Below are 14,771 nucleotides of genomic sequence, written 5' to 3' on the forward strand. Positions count from 1 at the left end.
GTCGGCGCTCCTTCGTAGATTTCCAGAGGGTGTGGCGCCCACCGCGTCAGCGGCAGGGGTGTGCGGTCCCGCACCGGAAGCATGATCCGGCACGGAGTGCCTAGGGGAGGGTAACGACCGTCGCGGCGTACACGAGACCCGCCCCGAAGCCGATGACGAGCGCGGTGTCGCCGCTCTTCGCCTCGCCGGTCGCCAGGAGCCGCTCCATCGCGAGCGGGATCGAGGCGGCCGAGGTGTTGCCGGTGGTGCGGATGTCACGGGCGACCATGACGTGCTCCGGCAGCTTGAGCGTCTTCACCATCGAGTCGATGATCCGCACGTTGGCCTGGTGCGGGATGAAGACGTCCAGTTCGTCCGGGGTGATCCCGGCCGCGTCCAGCGCCTGCTGGGCGACCTTCGCCATCTCGAACACGGCCCAGCGGAACACCGCCTGGCCTTCCTGCGTGATCGCGGGGAACTTGACGTTGCCCTCGCTGTCGACGGGAAGCTCGGACACGTCGCCGCTGTGGAAGCGGTCCCACGACACGGTCTGCTTGATGGTCTCGGCCTTGTCGCCCTCCGAGCCCCACACGGTCGGGCCGATCGCGGGCTCCTGCGAGGGGCCGACCACGACCGCGCCCGCTCCGTCGCCGAAGAGGAAGGCCGTGGCCCGGTCCTCCAGGTCGGTCAGGTCGGAGAGCCGCTCCACGCCGATGACCAGCACGTACTCCGCCGAGCCCTCGACGACCATGCCCTTGGCCAGGGTGAGGCCGTAGCCGAAGCCGGCGCAGCCCGCCGAGATGTCGAAGGCGGCCGCCTTGTCCGTGCCGAGCTTGTCCGCGATCTCGGTGGCGATGGCCGGGGTCTGGCTGAAGTGCGAGACCGTCGAGACGACCACCGCGCCGATCTGCGAGGCGTCGATCCCGGCGTCCGCGATCGCCTTGCCGGAGGCCTCGATCGACATCGCCGCGACGGTCTCCTCGGGCGACGCCCAGTGCCGGGTCTCGATGCCCGAGCGCGAGCGGATCCACTCGTCGGACGAGTCGATCCTCTCGAGGATCACCTCGTTGGGCACCACGCGTGTGGGCCGGTACCCGCCCACACCGAGGATGCGCGCGTACGGGGCACCCTTGCTGGGCTTGATCTTCGACATGCTCGTCGGCTCCTTAAAGGCGTCAGGCGCTCGCGTGCTCGGCGATGAGCTCGCGGGCCGCGTCGAGGTCGTCGGGGGTCTTCAGCGCCAGCGTCTTCACGCCGGGCAGCGCGCGCTTGGCCAGACCGGTCAGGGTGCCGCCGGGGCACACCTCGATCAGGGCGGTGGCGCCCAGCTCCTTGAAGGTCTCCATGCACAGGTCCCAGCGGACCGGGTTGGCGACCTGTCCGACCAGCCGCTCGACGACCTCGCCGCCGCTGTGCACGGCCCGGCCGTCCTTGTTGGAGACGTAGGTGACCTTCGGGTCGGCGGGCGAGAGCGACTTGGCGGCCTCCGCCAGCCTCTCGACCGCGGGGGCCATGTGGTGCGTGTGGAAGGCGCCGGCCACCTTCAGCGGGACGACCTTGCGTACGCCCTCGGGCTTGTCCTCGCTCAGCGCGGCGAGCTGCTCCATGGTGCCGGCGGCCACGATCTGGCCCGCGCCGTTGACGTTCGCCGGGGTCAGGCCCAGCTTGCCCAGGTGCGCGGTGGACACGTCCGGGTCGCCGCCCAGCAGCGCGGACATGCCCGTCTCGGTGATCGCGGCGGCCTCGGCCATGGCCTGGCCCCGGCGGCGGACCAGGGTCAGCGCGGCGGTGTCCTCCAGGACGCCCGCGAACGCGGCGGCGGTGATCTCGCCGACGCTGTGGCCCGCGACCACGTCCGCGCCGGTGTCACCCAGTGCCGCGGCCGACAGGAGCCCCGCGGCGACCAGCAGCGGCTGGGCCACCGCGGTGTCGCGGATCGCGTCCGCGTCGGCCTGCGTGCCGTAGTGCACGAGGTCCAGGCCGATGACGTCGGACCAGGCGGCCACACGGTCGGCGGCGCCGGGCAGTTCGAGCCAGGGAGTCAGGAAGCCGGGCGTCTGGGCGCCTTGGCCGGGAGCGACGAGTACGAGCACTCTCACACTCTCTCTTGGGGACGGCCGCGGCCGCCCGTGGGGACAGGGACGAAGAACGGCAAGGGGTTTTGTGGGCCCCCGACAAAAGCCTAGGCCTGGGGATCTCCGTCGGCCAGACGCCCCAGGATCAGTGCGATCCGCAGGGTGAACGCGGATCGTACATCGGAGGGTGACCAACCGGTGACGTCAGTCACACGTCGGAGCCGGTAGCGCACGGTGTTCGGGTGAACGAAGAGCATCCTGGCCGCGCCTTCCAGACTGCTCGCCTGCTCCAGATAGACGCTGAGAGTTTCCAGCAGCGCGGAGCCGGCCTCCTCCAGCGGTCTGTAGATCTCCTCTACCAACTGCTCCCGCGCGCCCGGGTCGCCGGCGATGGCGCGCTCCGGCAGCAGATCGTCCGCCAGCACCGGCCGCGGTGCGTCCTGCCAGGCGGAACACGCCTTCAGCCCGGCCGCGGCGGCCTGTGCGGACCGGGTCGCGGCCAGCAGGTCCGGCACGACCGGCCCGGCGACGACCGGCCCGGCGGCGAAGGGCCCGATCAGCGACTTGGCCACCGCCAGCGGGTTGTCGCTCCCGCCCGCGATCACCACCAGCCGGTCCCCGAGCACCCCGGTGAGCACCTGGAGCTTGGCGTGCCGGGCGGCCCGCCGGATGGCCTCCACGGTCAATTCGGAGTCCCCGTCGGGCGCGGTCCCGAGCACCACGCACACGTGTTCGGGGGAGTTCCAGCCCAGGGCCGCGGCCCGCGACACGGCCCCCTCGTCGGCCTCCCCACTGAGCACCGCGTTGACGACCAGGGACTCCAGTCGGGCGTCCCAGGCACCGCGTGCCTCGGCGGCCTGCGCGTAGACCTGGGCGGTGGCGAAGGCGATCTCGCGGGCGTAGACGAGCAGCGCCTCCCGGAGCACGGACTCGTCCCCCGGCGCCGCCACCTCGTCGATGGCCGACTCCATGACCTCGATCGTGGTGCGCACCATCTCCACGGTCTGCCGCAGCGTGATCGCCCGTGTCAGTTCGCGCGGCGCGGTCCCGAACACATCGGTGGAGATCGCCTGGGGCGCGTCCGGGTGCCGGAACCACTCGGTGAAGGCGGCGATGCCCGCCTGGGCGACCAGCCCGATCCACGAACGGTTCTCCGGGGGCATCGCCCGGTACCACGGCAGCGTCTCGTCCATCCGCGCGATCGCCTGCGCGGCCAGCGACCCGGAGGACTTCTCCAGTCTCTTCAGGGTCGCGGAGTGCGGATGGACGGAGTGGGCCGCGGCTTCGGCCTGGCGGGATTCGGGTTCGGGCACGGGGACAAGACTGCCTCATCCGGACGTGCGTGCGTGTCGCCGGGTCGGGGCTGGGCTGCTCCGGCCCGTCACGGCCGGGGACTACGGTGGTCCGCGTGACGATGGAAGTATGGCGCGCGGCAGAGCGCTACGAGGGCGGCGAGCCGGCTGCCGGAATCACCTCCCGGCACGCCTTCTCCTTCGGCCCGCACTACGACCCGGACAACCTCCGCTTCGGCGCGATGATCGCCTGCAACGAGGAACACCTGGTCCCCGGCGCCGGTTTCGACGAGCACCGGCACAGCCACACCGAGATCGTCACCTGGGTCGTCGAGGGCGAGCTGACCCACCGCGACTCCACGGGCCACGAGACGGTGGTCCGCCCCGGCGACGTGCAGCGCCTGAGCTCGGCGGGCGGCGTCCACCACGTGGAGCGCAACGCGGGCCCCGCCCCCCTGACCTTCGTCCAGACCTGGCTGGCCCCCCTGGAACCCGGGGGCACCCCCTGCTACGAACTCGTCCACGGCATCGCCGACTCCACCCCCTACGCCATCCCGGAGGCCGGCGCCATGCTCCACGTACGCCGCCTCACCCCGACCGAACGCACGGCGATTCCGGACGCGGCATACGTGTACGTCCACGTCGTACGCGGCGAAGTACGCCTGGGCGCCGAAAAGCTGGGTCCAGGGGACGCGGCCCGCATCACATCCGCCAGAGACATCGAGACGCTGGCACTGACGAACGCGGAGCTGCTGATGTGGGAGATGGGAGCGGGCTGAGCCGCAGTGTTGCTGTGGTTGAGGGTCGGCACTGACCCTTGGCCGGTGTCTGTCCTGATTCCGCTGTTCCGGCCCATTTGTCAGAGCCATGAAGTACACCTGTCGTCATGGGGATCAACGCGTACGACTTGAATGAGGACGAGACGTGCAAGCGGTTCGTCCTTCCTGCTCTCCGAGTAGCGGGGTGGGGCGAGAAACAGATCCGTCCGCAGTATCGGATCAACGACGGGCGACTGGTGCCGACCCGTAGGCGCCACAAGAGGGGTGCCGCTCTCGCTGCCGACTATGTCCTTGAGTACATCCCCGATGTACCGATCGCTGTGGTGGAGGCCAAGCGGTACCGCCTCAGCGAGGAGAACGGCGTGGAGCAGGCGCGCTGTTACGCGCGCAAGCTGGGGCTGTCCTTCGCGTACGCCACCAACGCACGTGCCCGTGCTGTTGATCCGCTCGAAGATCCGGGCCGAATCCTCCTCAGAGACGTCGAACAGCGTCACGATGGGCACTTGGTAGTGAGCGAACTGATCACTCAATGCCTGGGCGCGCTCCTGGAGTTCCACCGGAGGGTTGTCGCGCCGGATCCATGACATCATCGCGCCGACCGAGGTCAGATGCCGTACCGGCATGATGTGCGGGTCGGTCGGGGCGTCCTCCGTCAGGTGCAGGAACTCCTCCCGCTTCAAGTCGTACGCGATGTCCCATGTAGGTCCGGAGCCATGCAGGGCTCCTACCAGACTGGCGAGCCGCTGCTGGCCGTCCAGCACGTAGTGCACGGGAGCACCCTCGTGCTGCGGCACGGTGTCCAGGCCCGCGATCTCGTGCCCGCTGGCGAGCTTGGCCGTGGTGCACCACATCAGGACGCTGCCGATGGGATAGTTCCGGCGCACCGAGTCGAGCAGGTACAGGATCTGCTGCGGAGACCAGACGAAAGCCCGCTGGAACTTGGGTAAAACGATGTCGCCCGACAGGACCCGCGTCGCGAGTGAAGTGATGGGCGCGATCGTGGGCTCGGGCGCGCGTACCCGAGCCGCAGACGTCGATGACGTTCCCAACGAGCATCCCCCTGCCTGACGGCCTCCGCCGCACGAGCGGCCACGCAGTCGGGAGTAGGGGGTGCCACTGACAATCGGGCAGGTCTGCGGATTACCGCAGGCCGTTGACAAACGCCTGCCAGGCTCCCACGCCGACCGTTATCACCGGCCCGGACGGATTCTTGCTGTCGCGGACCGGGACGGCGCCAGCGGGGCAGCCGTCGGCGACCTCGACGCAATCACCGCCGGTGTTTCTGCTGCACGAGGACGTGCGCCAGGCGGCGCCGTCGGCGACAGTGCACTCCACGCATTCGCCGCCGTTGCTTCCGCTGTAGCTCGACTTACGCCACTCGACGTTCCTCGGTGCTGTGCGGGGTCGCATAGCGTTCCTCCATCACGTGGGTGATCAGTCTCGCCGACTCCTCGGGGGAGAGGGCTGAGGCTTGCAATCGAGCGTATCCGACCGAACGCTCCTTGATCACCTCAGGATTGGCCGTCATGTGACCTTGGTCGTAGCCGTCCATGTAGAAGAAATCGGGGTCGTCGTCGAACCGCAGCAGGGTGAACGTGCCCATCATGCCGGTGTGTTGACCTGTTGAGAACGGGAGAACCTGGATCTGTACCCATGGATCCTCCTGGGAGCACAACACGTGCATGAGTTGCCGACGCATGACATCCCGGTCACCGATTTCCAGCAGTAGCGCGGCCTCGCTCAGGATGACCCAGAGCGCTGGCGGTTGGTTGCGTTCAAGGATGCGTTGACGCTCCATCCGGGCAGCCACCATCTCATCCACCTTGCTGCGCTGGTCCACGGCCAGTACCGCCCGCGCGTACTCCTCCGTCTGCAGCAGCCCGTACACCAACTGCGCCTGGTACGTGGAGATGTACGTGGCCTTGGCCTCCATCTCGGCGTACGGCTGGAACCAGCTGGGAAGTTGGCTGCGGAGCACCAGGCCGATCAGGCGGGAGAACAGGCCGTCCGTGCCGAGGGCTGCGTCGACGCGCTCGGAGAAGTCGCGGGTGGGCACCTTCCTCGTGGTCTCGATCTGGCCGATCAGCGATCCCGTGCAGAAGATGATGTCGCCGAGCTGGCCCTGTTTGAGGCCGTGTGCCTCGCGCTGGCGGCGCAGTTCCCAGCCGTAGTAGTCGAGCGGGGAAGCGGTCGGGTCAGAGCGTCTGGATGTTGGCCACGGCGGCACCTCACTTCGGAACTACGCACTGCAACGCCTCACGGCGTTCGTTTCGTTACGTAGTCAAGCGTAAGCGCACAGTCGGCAGAGTCGTGGTGTGAATCACGTAGCTGATCCGCGCGGGGCGGACACCGACAGTGGGTACCGCGCCGAGTTCGCCGTCGGTGAGCACTCGGCCCGGCATCTGCGCCGCATCCTGCGGCTCTATCTCGCCGGCTCGGGACTGGACGGCGTGGCCGATGCCGCCGAGCTGGCGCTCACCGAGTTGGTCGCCAATGTCGTACGGCATGTGCCCGGCCGACGTTGTCGTATCTGCTTCCTGCTGCAGCCGGGCGGGGTGCGGGTGAAGTCGTCGACGAATGCCCGGAGTTGCCCGTGCGGGCGAACGGCGGTCCCCTCGCGGAGGGCGGACGCGGGCTGGTGCTCGTGGCGGCCGTCACCGACCGGTGGGGAGTCACCGTCCGTCCCGACGGGCGCGGCAAGACGGTCTGGATCGAGTGTCTGGCCGACGGCGTCAGCGCAGCTCGGACAGGACCCCGTCCGTGAACGGTGGCCAGGACTCGATGGCCCAGGGGCCGAAGGCGCGGTCGGTCAGGGCTACGCAGGAGGCGCCCGCGGCCGGGTCGATCCACAGGAACGTGCCCGACTGGCCGAAGTGGCCGAAGGTGCGAGGGGAGGAGGAAGTGCCCGTCCAGTGGGGGGACTTGGAGGCGCGGATCTCGAAGCCGAGGCCCCAGTCGTTCGGGTTCTGGTGGCCGTAGCCCGGCAGGACGCCCTTGGTGCCTGGGTACTGCACCGTCATCGCCTCCGCGACCGTGCGCGGGTCCAGCAGGCGCGGGGCCTGGATCTCGGCGGCGAAGCGGAGCAGGTCGTCGACCGTGGACACCCCGTCCTTCGCCGGGGAGCCCTCCAGGGTCGTCCGTGTCATGCCCAGCGGCTCCAGGACCGCCTGGCGCAGGTACTCGGCGAACGGGATGTCCGTCGCCTTGGCCACATGGTCGCCGAGTTGCTCGAAGCCGGCGTTGGAGTAGAGCCGCCGCTCGCCGGGCGGGGAGGTCACCCGGTGTTCGTCGAAGGCCAGGCCCGAGGTGTGGGCGAGCAGATGGCGGACGGTCGCGCCGGGCGGACCGGCCGGCTCGTCCAGCTCGATCGCGCCCTCCTCGTAGGCGACGAGCACCGCGTACGCCGCCAGCGGCTTGGTGACCGAGGCCAGCGGGAAGGGCCGCGCGGTCGGGCCGTGGGTGCCCAGGACCGTGCCGTCCGCGCGGACCACGCCCGCCGCCGCGGTGGGGACCGGCCAGTTCTCGATCGACGCCAGGGAGTTCAACGACATGACGTCGAGCCTAAGCGCTCACAGCCACAGCTCCAGCAACGGGTCGGGCTTGGGCCGGAAGCCGAGGGAGGTGTACAGCGGCGCCCCCTCCGTGGACGTGGTGAGCTGCACCCGGCCGGCACCGCGCTCGCGGAACCACTCCAGCAGTGTCTCCATGCACGCGCGCGCGTACCCGCGACGGCGGGCGTCCGGGTCCGTCGCGACGCTGAAGACGTAGCCGACGGCGCCCCGCGGGTGGCCCGCCCGGCCGATCCGGTAGTCGATCGTGCCCGCCACCAGCGCGGCCAGCGCCCCCGGTCGTTCCGGATGGTCCACGACGTACGCCGCGAAGTCCCCGTCCGGGTCGGCCAGCTTCGCGCGCAGGGTGGGCAGGGACTCCGCATGCCAGTCGGTGGAGGGATCGGTGCCGTGGACCGAGTCGATCATCACCTGGCGCAGTCGCAGCACTTCCGCGGCGTCCTCGGGCTCAGCACGTCGTACGAGACTCATGTCCGGCACGCTAGTCACCGCGCCCGCCCCGCGTCGCGCGCATTTCTCGCCGCCCTGCCGGGTTCCGCTTGCTTGGAGTGCACTCCAAGGTCATAGCGTGGGGCCATGACGGTGACGCAGACCACGGCCGTGACCATCGAGGTGACCGAGGAAGCCCCCACCGGCGCCGACCTCTGCTCCGCCCCACCCCGGCGGCCCCCGCGCCCCGACGGGCAGGACGGCTACACGATCAGCGAGGTCGTCGCCTTCACCGGGCTGACGGCCCACACCCTGCGCTGGTACGAGCGGATCGGACTGATGCCCCACGTCGACCGCTCGCACACGGGCCAGCGCCGGTACACCAACCGCGACCTCGACTGGCTCGACCTGGTCGGCAAGCTCCGGCTGACCGGGATGCCGGTCGCCGACATGGTCCGGTACGCGGAGCTGGTGCGCGCGGGCGAGAGCACCTACGGCGACCGGCACGCGCTGCTGGAGGCGACCCGCCGGGACGTCCTGGCCCGGATCGCCGAACTGCGGGACACGCTCGCGGTACTGGACCGCAAGATCAGTTTCTACGCGGACGCCGGACGCCACTGAGCTACGGACGCCACTGAGCTGTGGACGCCGCTCCGATGCCGGACGTCACCGAGAAGCGGATGCCCCTGGGAAGCGGAGACAACGCGATGACCGAAAGCAGGATCCCGACCGTACGGCTGGGCGAGGACGGACCGGAGGTCGGCGTACAGGGCCTCGGATGCATGGGCATGAGCTTCGCCTACGGCCCCGCGGACGCAGGGGAGTCCCGCGCCACCCTGGAGCGGGCCCTGGAACTGGGCGTGACCCTCTACGACACGGCGGACGCCTACGGGCAGGGTGAGAACGAGCGGTTCCTCGCCCCGTTCCTCAAGGCGCACCGGGACGAGGTCGTGATCGCCACCAAGTTCGCCCTGTCGATCCCGCCGGACGAGCCTGCCAAGCGGATCATCCGCAACGACCCGCCCTACATACGGCAGGCCGTCGAGGCGAGCCTGGAGCGCCTGGACGTCGACGTGATCGACCTCTACTACATGCACCGCCGCGACGTGAACGTCCCGATCGAGGAGAGCGTCGGGACCATGGCCGACCTGGTGCGCGAGGGCAAGGTGAAGCATCTGGGTCTGAGCGAGGTCACGGCCGACGAGCTGCGGGCCGCGCGGGCCGTGCACCCGATCGCCGCCGTGCAGTCGGAGTGGTCGCTGTTCAGCCGCGACATCGAGACGCACGTGGTGCCCGCGGCGCGCGATCTCGGTGTGGCGCTGGTGCCGTACTCGCCGCTCGGGCGGGGCTTTCTGACCGGCGGGTTCGTCGACGCCGAGAAGGAGCTGACCGGCGACGACTTCCGCCGCACCATGCCCCGCTTCCAGGGGGAGAACGCGGTGGCCAACGCCGCCCTGCTGGAGCCGATCCGCACGGTCGCGAAGGCCCACGGAGCCTCGCTCGCGCAGATCGCCCTGGCCTGGGTGCAGCAGCGGTCGTCCGTGCACGGTCTCCCGGTCGTCCAGATCCCCGGCACCCGCAAGCCGAGCCGGGTGGAGGAGAACGTGGCGGCGGCGCGGATCGTGCTCACCGAGGAGGAGCTGGCGCTGCTGGAGCCGATCGCCGCGAAGGTGTCGGGCACGCGTTACGCCGACATGTCGTTCACGTCGCGGGGCCGGGAGCGGCAGTGATCGTCCGCCGCCGGGTGCGGCCGGGCGGAAGCCCGCCCGTGCCGCGCCGGCGGCACGGGCGCCCCTGGCCGGGCCGCTACAGCTCGGCCAGGAGTTCCGCCTTCTTCAGCGAGAACTCCTCGTCGGTGACCAGCCCCGCCTGATGCAGCTCCCCGAGGTGGCGGATCCGCTCCGCGATGTCCGCGGGGTCGCGGCGCGGGGCCGGCACCGGAACCGGCACCGGCGTCGCCGGGCCCGCCGCCCGCACCGCGGCCAGTACGGCCGCGGCGAACGGCAGTGACTCGTGCACGGGCCCGTACCCGAGCCCGAACACCACCGCGGCCGGATCCTGATCCGGCTGCGGCGACTGCGCGGGGGCGCCCGGATCGCGCGGCAGCAGCCGCAGATGCCCCTCGAACACCTCCGGCGAGCGCCACTCCACCCCGCCCATGTCGGCTACGGGGAAGCTCTGGTCGCCGGCCTTCCACTTGGCCGAGGAGGCTCCCGTCCACGACCACCGGAACCGCACCGCGGTACCGTCGAAGGACGCCTTCCCGTCGTACGCCTTGAACTGCTGGGGGGCCTCCGGTGCCGCCACCAGGTGGCGGTCGGCCGGTCCGCTCGCGGAGAGGCGGGCGCGCAGTTCCTCGGCGTAGTACTCGGCCAGCGTCTCCCGCTCGGCGGGCAGCACCAGCCGATACGGGTCGCACCCCTCCTTGAGCTGCCCGTCGGCCGCCTCCATGAGTGGATCGGCGCCCGGTCTGGGCTCGGCACGCAGGACCACGGTGCCGCGTCGGCCCGCGGTGAGTGTCACGCCCGCGAGTGCCGCCAGCGGGATCCGGCGGGCACCGAGGGCCTGGAAGAGCTTGGGTGTTCGAATCCCCCGTTCGTAGCGGATGAGCACGGAATCGGACTCGAACTCCCAGGCAGCGTGAAATCCGGCCAGTACGTCACCCATGCGGCTCATCGTAGGGGGCGCAAAGCTCCTTCGTCCCTCCCCGGGCAGACCGCAGTTCCTGCTGTCTCTACGCGCGTCCGGCCCCTGTCGCGCCGGACAAATCCGCCCGGCATCCGTCATCGTCATGTGCGCACCGCACCGACCCGTACGAGCCGACCCCGATCTCGGCGAAGTTCGCCAGGCTGTCGGTGCCCGGCTCGAAGTAGCCGGCGTGGCCCTTGGCACCCCGTGCCGACAGCACTCGTGCCCCGAACGCCGCGGAGACCGGGTCGGCGCCGTGGCCGAGGCCGCCGAGTTCGAGGTAGGGCACGTCCTGGATCCAGTCGGTGGCGTCCCGCATCGCCCACACCCGGGCGGAGGTGTGCAGGTGGGAGGCGCTGCGCACCCGCATGCCGGGGCTGGCGGCCACCGCTATGTCGGACACCCGCTGCGGCAGCGCCCGCGCGGCGACGCCGCACACCACCGACCCGTAGCTGTGGCAGAACAGCGAGACGGACGCGTCGCCGGGCAGTCCCCGCAGCAGCTTGTTCAGCCGCACCGCGCCCTCCTCGGCACGCATCGCCGTGGCTGCGTCCACGCCGAGCCCGCTGGGCGCGGTGTAGTCGGCCCAGGCGATCACGGCCGTACGGGTCGAGGGGGCCGCCGTGCGCTCGGCCGCGTACAGCGACTTCGCCATGCCGTACGGCGCCGAGTACGGGCGGTAGGTCTTCCGGAAGGTGATCAGGTCCGTGTCGACGCCGGGGACGACGACGGAGACCCGCTCGGCTCTGCCCAGGTCGCCGAAGACCTCGGCGACCCGGCCCGAGCCCTCGGGATCGAAGGCCAGGATCTGCCGGTCCTTCGCCATCAGCGAGGTGTAGCGCTCCATGCGGCGGCCCGCGTCCTGCTGACCGACCGGTGAGAGCCGGCTGTCGTGCATGCGGGCCAGCTCGACCTTGCGCGCCCGGTGGAGCGCGATGCGGTTGGCCTGGTAGCGCAGCCGGACCGGGGCGCCGTCCATGTTGCCGACCGCGAGCGGGTAGCGATGGGCGAGCCGGCCGCGGTCCTGCGCGCCGAGCGAGGCGAAGAAGCGCCGCAGCAGAGTGGGGGAGGCGTCCGCGTCCGGCAGTCGGTGCCCGTGCAGGCGGCCGTGGTCCCAGGCGGTCAGCGACGCCTGGAGGGCGGTGGTCCCGCGATGGCCGCGCACCGCGGTCCAGCCGGTGGTGGCCAGCATCACGAAGACCACGGCCAGCGCGAGCAGTGCGCGCCAGACGTTGAGTTGTGGAGAGGTGTCGAAGGAAGTCACTGGGAGGACACACTAGGAGAACGAGACGGTCTCGCGTTAACCGAGTGACAGGTATCACGTTTCGAGCAGTGTGACGGAGACCTCAGCCGGTGAGCGTGTCCAAGATCGGTTCCGCGTACGGCAGTTCAAGATCGGCGGAATGTCCGGACTCAAGGCCGCGGGCTCGTACGCCAGTTCCCGGTGAGCGCGGGGCCCACCTGATCGAGGTAGGCGGCGGTGAGCTCCCGCATGGCCTCCTGGCCGGCGTCCTCGCGCGTGCTCCACTGACGGCTCGTCACCCGCATCACCGCGCCGAACACGGCCACCGCCAGCCGCGGCCGCGGATCGGCGTCCACGTCGAGGCCCTCGCGCTCGGCGAGCAGCCGCGCGATCTGCTCCTCGGTCTCCGCCGAACGGCGCAGATGCTCGGCGAGCAGGGCCGGCGTCGACTCGATCACCCGGAACATGCGCAGGTACAGCTCCACGGGCACGACGCTCCCCACGGCGTCGCTGATCGTGTCCCAGCCCTCCAGCAGGCCCCGGCGCAGCACCTCCAGCGGAGCCTCGCCGGGCGGGCGGGCGCGCAGCGAGTCGACGAAGTGCGCCTCCACGATCTCCTGCACGGCGAAGGCGGCTTCCTCCTTGTTGGGGAAGTAGCGGAAGAAGGTGCGCTGGGAGACGTCGACGGCCTCGGCGATCTCGTCGACCGTCGTCCGTTCGTACCCCTGGGTGGTGAAAAGTTCCAGCGCCGCCCGCAGCAGCGCGTCGCGGGTGCGCCGCTTCTTGCGTTCGCGCAGGCCCGGCCGGGCCGCCGTCCGCGGCACCGCCCCGGCGGCGGTCCCCGCCGTCTCCATGGACCCCGGACCTCTTTCCCGCACCGCTACCCCGAACGCGAACTGTTCCCCTGATCAGACTATAGGAGAGCGACACGTCAGTTACCGACTTGTGAATTGGTTTGTCGTTTGTCAGTGACTGTCATTAGCCTCGAATGTATGACTAGTCAGACCACCATCGACACGACGGGGCCGGGGGACAAAGCCCCAGCGGGCCCATCGGACCCCATGCCGGACAAGGGGCTGCGCGGGCACCCGTGGGTCACCCTGATCACCGTCGCCGTAGGGGTCATGATGGTGGCCCTCGACGGCACCATCGTGGCCATCGCCAACCCCGTCATCGGCAAGGAGCTGCACGCGACCCTCGCGGACGTGCAGTGGATCACCAACGCCTACTTCCTCGCCCTCGCGGTCTCCCTGATCACCGCGGGCAAGCTCGGTGACCGCTTCGGGCACCGGCAGACCTTCCTCATCGGCGTGACCGGCTTCGCCGCCGCCTCGGGTGCCATCGGCCTGTCGAACAGCATCGCCATGGTCATCACCTTCCGCGTCTTCCAGGGCCTGTTCGGGGCGCTGCTGATGCCGGCCGCCCTCGGCCTGCTGCGGGCCACCTTCCCGGCCGAGAAGCTGAACATGGCCATCGGCATCTGGGGCATGGTCATCGGCGCCTCCACCGCGGGCGGCCCGATCCTCGGCGGTGTGCTCGTCGAGCACGTCAACTGGCAGTCGGTGTTCTTCATCAACGTGCCCGTCGGCGCCCTCGCCCTGATCCTGGGCCTGCTGATCCTGCTCGACCACCGCGCCAGGAACGCGCCGCGCTCGTTCGACATCCCCGGCATCGTCCTGCTCTCCGGCGCGATGTTCTGCCTGGTGTGGGCCCTGATCAAGGCTCCGGCCTGGGGCTGGGACGACGGTACGACGTGGGCGTTCATCGCCGCGTCCGTGCTCGGCTTCGCCACCTTCGCCTTCTGGGAGACGAAGGTGAAGGAGCCGCTGATCCCGCTGGCGCTGTTCCGCTCGGTCCCGCTGTCCGCCGGTGTGCTGCTCATGGTGCTGATGGCCATCGCGTTCATGGGCGGCCTGTTCTTCGTCACCTTCTACCTCCAGAACGTGCACGGGATGAGCCCGATCGAGGCGGGCACGCATCTCCTCCCGCTCACCGGCATGATGATCGTCGGCTCCCCGCTCGCGGGCTTCGTGATCACCAAGGTGGGCCCGCGCGTCCCGCTGGCGAGCGGCATGGCCGCCACCGCGCTCGCCATGTACGGCATGTCGACGCTCGAGACGGGCACCAGCAGCCTCACCATGTCGCTCTGGTTCGCCCTGCTCGGCCTCGGCCTCGCCCCCGTCATGGTCGGCGCCACCGAGGTCATCGTCGGCAACGCGCCTTTGGAGCTGTCCGGGGTGGCCGGCGGTCTCCAGCAGTCCGCCATGCAGATCGGAGGCAGCCTCGGTACGGCCGTGCTGGGCGCCGTGATGGCCTCCAAGGTCAACAACGACCTGGCCGGCAACTGGAAGGACGCGGGGCTCCCGCCGCTCACCCCCGCCCAGCTGGACCAGGCCTCCGAGGCGGTCCAGTTCGGCGCGGCGCCGGTGCCGCAGGGCACGCCCGAGATGATCGCCACGAAGATCACCGCCGTCGCGCACGACACCTTCATCTCCGGCATGAGCCTCGCCTCCCTCGTCGCCGCCGCGATCGCGGCCGTGGCCGTGCTGGTGGCGCTGCTCACCAAGCGCGGGGAGAACGCGGAGGCGGGCGCGGGCGTCGGCCACATCTGAGGACGCCCTCGATCGGCGGAGTTCGCCCGTCAGGGTGACTCCGCCGAATATCCCTCGCCTTCGGTCCGCACCGCAGGTGACAGTGGGTCAAGTCCTCCGCAGGGG

At 70.4% G+C, this 14,771-nt stretch carries 13 protein-coding genes and 4 pseudogenes; 6 read left to right on the forward strand and 11 right to left on the reverse strand.

Translation table 11 applies throughout. The annotated features are described in order from the left end of the window. Positions 1-100: 100 nt before the first annotated feature. The 3 genes from ABZ818_RS01155 to fasR form a co-directional block, all read right to left on the reverse strand. Entirely contained in the window at positions 101-1,132 is a 1,032-nt protein-coding gene (locus ABZ818_RS01155; protein WP_361408850.1) for a ketoacyl-ACP synthase III, read from the reverse strand. 22 nt (positions 1,133-1,154) lie between these two features. Then, entirely contained in the window at positions 1,155-2,072 is a 918-nt protein-coding gene (locus ABZ818_RS01160) for an ACP S-malonyltransferase (protein ID WP_361408853.1), read from the reverse strand. A gap of 89 nt (positions 2,073-2,161) precedes the next feature. Continuing rightward, entirely contained in the window at positions 2,162-3,367 is a 1,206-nt protein-coding gene (gene fasR, locus ABZ818_RS01165) for a fatty acid biosynthesis transcriptional regulator FasR (protein WP_361408856.1), read from the reverse strand. 101 nt (positions 3,368-3,468) lie between these two features. Between fasR and ABZ818_RS01170 the strand changes: the two genes are divergently transcribed. Both ABZ818_RS01170 and ABZ818_RS01175 read left to right on the forward strand, forming a co-directional pair. After that, positions 3,469-4,125: a pirin family protein gene (locus ABZ818_RS01170; RefSeq protein WP_361409587.1), complete on the forward strand. Its 657-nt coding sequence runs from the start codon at positions 3,469-3,471 to the stop codon at positions 4,123-4,125. Between the two features lie 107 nt (positions 4,126-4,232). Next, positions 4,233-4,547: pseudogene (locus ABZ818_RS01175) on the forward strand (type I restriction endonuclease subunit R); the annotation flags it as partial. Positions 4,548-4,562: 15 nt separating this feature from the next. Here the strand turns inward: ABZ818_RS01175 and ABZ818_RS01180 are convergent. The 3 genes and pseudogenes from ABZ818_RS01180 to ABZ818_RS01190 all read right to left on the reverse strand — a co-directional run. After that, a pseudogene (locus tag ABZ818_RS01180) lies at positions 4,563-5,285 on the reverse strand (DUF262 domain-containing protein); the annotation flags it as partial. Continuing rightward, positions 5,266-5,535, reverse strand: a complete 270-nt coding sequence (locus ABZ818_RS01185; RefSeq protein WP_361408859.1) for a DUF397 domain-containing protein — start codon at positions 5,533-5,535, stop codon at positions 5,266-5,268. The gene ABZ818_RS01185 and the pseudogene ABZ818_RS01180, both read right to left, overlap by 20 nt. After that, positions 5,495-6,344 (reverse strand): annotated as a pseudogene (locus tag ABZ818_RS01190) (helix-turn-helix transcriptional regulator). Before ABZ818_RS01190 ends, ABZ818_RS01185 begins: the two are co-directional and overlap by 41 nt. A gap of 96 nt (positions 6,345-6,440) precedes the next feature. On the opposite strand from ABZ818_RS01190, the pseudogene ABZ818_RS01195 reads away from it, so the two are divergent. Beyond that, positions 6,441-6,889, forward strand: a pseudogene (locus ABZ818_RS01195) (ATP-binding protein). Here the strand turns inward: ABZ818_RS01195 and ABZ818_RS01200 are convergent. Together ABZ818_RS01200 and ABZ818_RS01205 are read right to left on the reverse strand one after the other, a co-directional pair. Further along, positions 6,858-7,676, reverse strand: coding sequence for a serine hydrolase domain-containing protein (locus tag ABZ818_RS01200; protein WP_361408862.1), 819 nt, complete (start codon positions 7,674-7,676; stop codon positions 6,858-6,860). The pseudogene ABZ818_RS01195 and the gene ABZ818_RS01200 sit on opposite strands and share 32 nt — an antisense overlap. A gap of 18 nt (positions 7,677-7,694) precedes the next feature. Further along, the gene (locus tag ABZ818_RS01205; RefSeq protein ID WP_361408865.1) at positions 7,695-8,165 is read right to left on the reverse strand and encodes a GNAT family N-acetyltransferase; all 471 of its coding nucleotides are present in this window, start codon (positions 8,163-8,165) and stop codon (positions 7,695-7,697) included. A gap of 105 nt (positions 8,166-8,270) precedes the next feature. Here ABZ818_RS01205 and ABZ818_RS01210 point away from each other — a divergent pair, with 105 nt between their 5' ends. Together ABZ818_RS01210 and ABZ818_RS01215 are read left to right on the forward strand one after the other, a co-directional pair. After that, positions 8,271-8,744, forward strand: a complete 474-nt coding sequence (locus ABZ818_RS01210; RefSeq protein ID WP_361408868.1) for a MerR family transcriptional regulator — start codon at positions 8,271-8,273, stop codon at positions 8,742-8,744. An 86-nt stretch (positions 8,745-8,830) separates the two neighbouring features. Continuing rightward, positions 8,831-9,853, forward strand: a complete 1,023-nt coding sequence (locus ABZ818_RS01215) for an aldo/keto reductase (protein WP_361408871.1) — start codon at positions 8,831-8,833, stop codon at positions 9,851-9,853. A 76-nt stretch (positions 9,854-9,929) separates the two neighbouring features. Here the strand turns inward: ABZ818_RS01215 and ABZ818_RS01220 are convergent, their stop codons facing one another. The 3 genes from ABZ818_RS01220 to ABZ818_RS01230 all read right to left on the reverse strand — a co-directional run bounded on the left by ABZ818_RS01220 (position 9,930) and on the right by ABZ818_RS01230 (position 12,908). Continuing rightward, the gene (locus tag ABZ818_RS01220; protein ID WP_361408874.1) at positions 9,930-10,790 is read right to left on the reverse strand and encodes a DUF4429 domain-containing protein; all 861 of its coding nucleotides are present in this window, start codon (positions 10,788-10,790) and stop codon (positions 9,930-9,932) included. A gap of 67 nt (positions 10,791-10,857) precedes the next feature. Beyond that, entirely contained in the window at positions 10,858-12,075 is a 1,218-nt protein-coding gene (locus ABZ818_RS01225) for an alpha/beta hydrolase (RefSeq protein WP_361408877.1), read from the reverse strand. A 149-nt stretch (positions 12,076-12,224) separates the two neighbouring features. Next, complete coding sequence (locus ABZ818_RS01230; protein ID WP_361408880.1) at positions 12,225-12,908, reverse strand: TetR family transcriptional regulator; 684 nt, start codon at positions 12,906-12,908, stop codon at positions 12,225-12,227. A gap of 138 nt (positions 12,909-13,046) precedes the next feature. On the opposite strand from ABZ818_RS01230, the gene ABZ818_RS01235 reads away from it, so the two are divergent. Continuing rightward, positions 13,047-14,666 carry an MFS transporter gene (locus tag ABZ818_RS01235; RefSeq protein ID WP_361408882.1) on the forward strand — a complete coding sequence of 540 codons (1,620 nt, stop codon included), beginning with the start codon at positions 13,047-13,049 and terminating at the stop codon, positions 14,664-14,666. Positions 14,667-14,771 lie beyond the last annotated feature (105 nt).

Source organism: Streptomyces sp. NPDC047453 (assembly GCF_040643155.1).
Taxonomy (GTDB): Bacteria; Actinomycetota; Actinomycetes; order Streptomycetales; family Streptomycetaceae; genus Streptomyces.

Coding starts and splice junctions, on each gene's coding strand:
- ABZ818_RS01215 (WP_361408871.1), top strand. CDS start 8,831: ATGACCGAAAGCAGGATCCCGACCGTACGGCTGGGCGAGGACGGACCG.
- ABZ818_RS01170 (WP_361409587.1), top strand. CDS start 3,469: ATGGAAGTATGGCGCGCGGCAGAGCGCTACGAGGGCGGCGAGCCGGCT.
- ABZ818_RS01205 (WP_361408865.1), bottom strand. CDS start 8,165: ATGAGTCTCGTACGACGTGCTGAGCCCGAGGACGCCGCGGAAGTGCTG.
- ABZ818_RS01210 (WP_361408868.1), top strand. CDS start 8,271: ATGACGGTGACGCAGACCACGGCCGTGACCATCGAGGTGACCGAGGAA.
- ABZ818_RS01220 (WP_361408874.1), bottom strand. CDS start 10,790: ATGGGTGACGTACTGGCCGGATTTCACGCTGCCTGGGAGTTCGAGTCC.
- ABZ818_RS01230 (WP_361408880.1), bottom strand. CDS start 12,908: ATGGAGACGGCGGGGACCGCCGCCGGGGCGGTGCCGCGGACGGCGGCC.
- ABZ818_RS01185 (WP_361408859.1), bottom strand. CDS start 5,535: ATGCGACCCCGCACAGCACCGAGGAACGTCGAGTGGCGTAAGTCGAGC.
- ABZ818_RS01235 (WP_361408882.1), top strand. CDS start 13,047: ATGACTAGTCAGACCACCATCGACACGACGGGGCCGGGGGACAAAGCC.
- ABZ818_RS01200 (WP_361408862.1), bottom strand. CDS start 7,676: ATGTCGTTGAACTCCCTGGCGTCGATCGAGAACTGGCCGGTCCCCACC.
- ABZ818_RS01155 (WP_361408850.1), bottom strand. CDS start 1,132: ATGTCGAAGATCAAGCCCAGCAAGGGTGCCCCGTACGCGCGCATCCTC.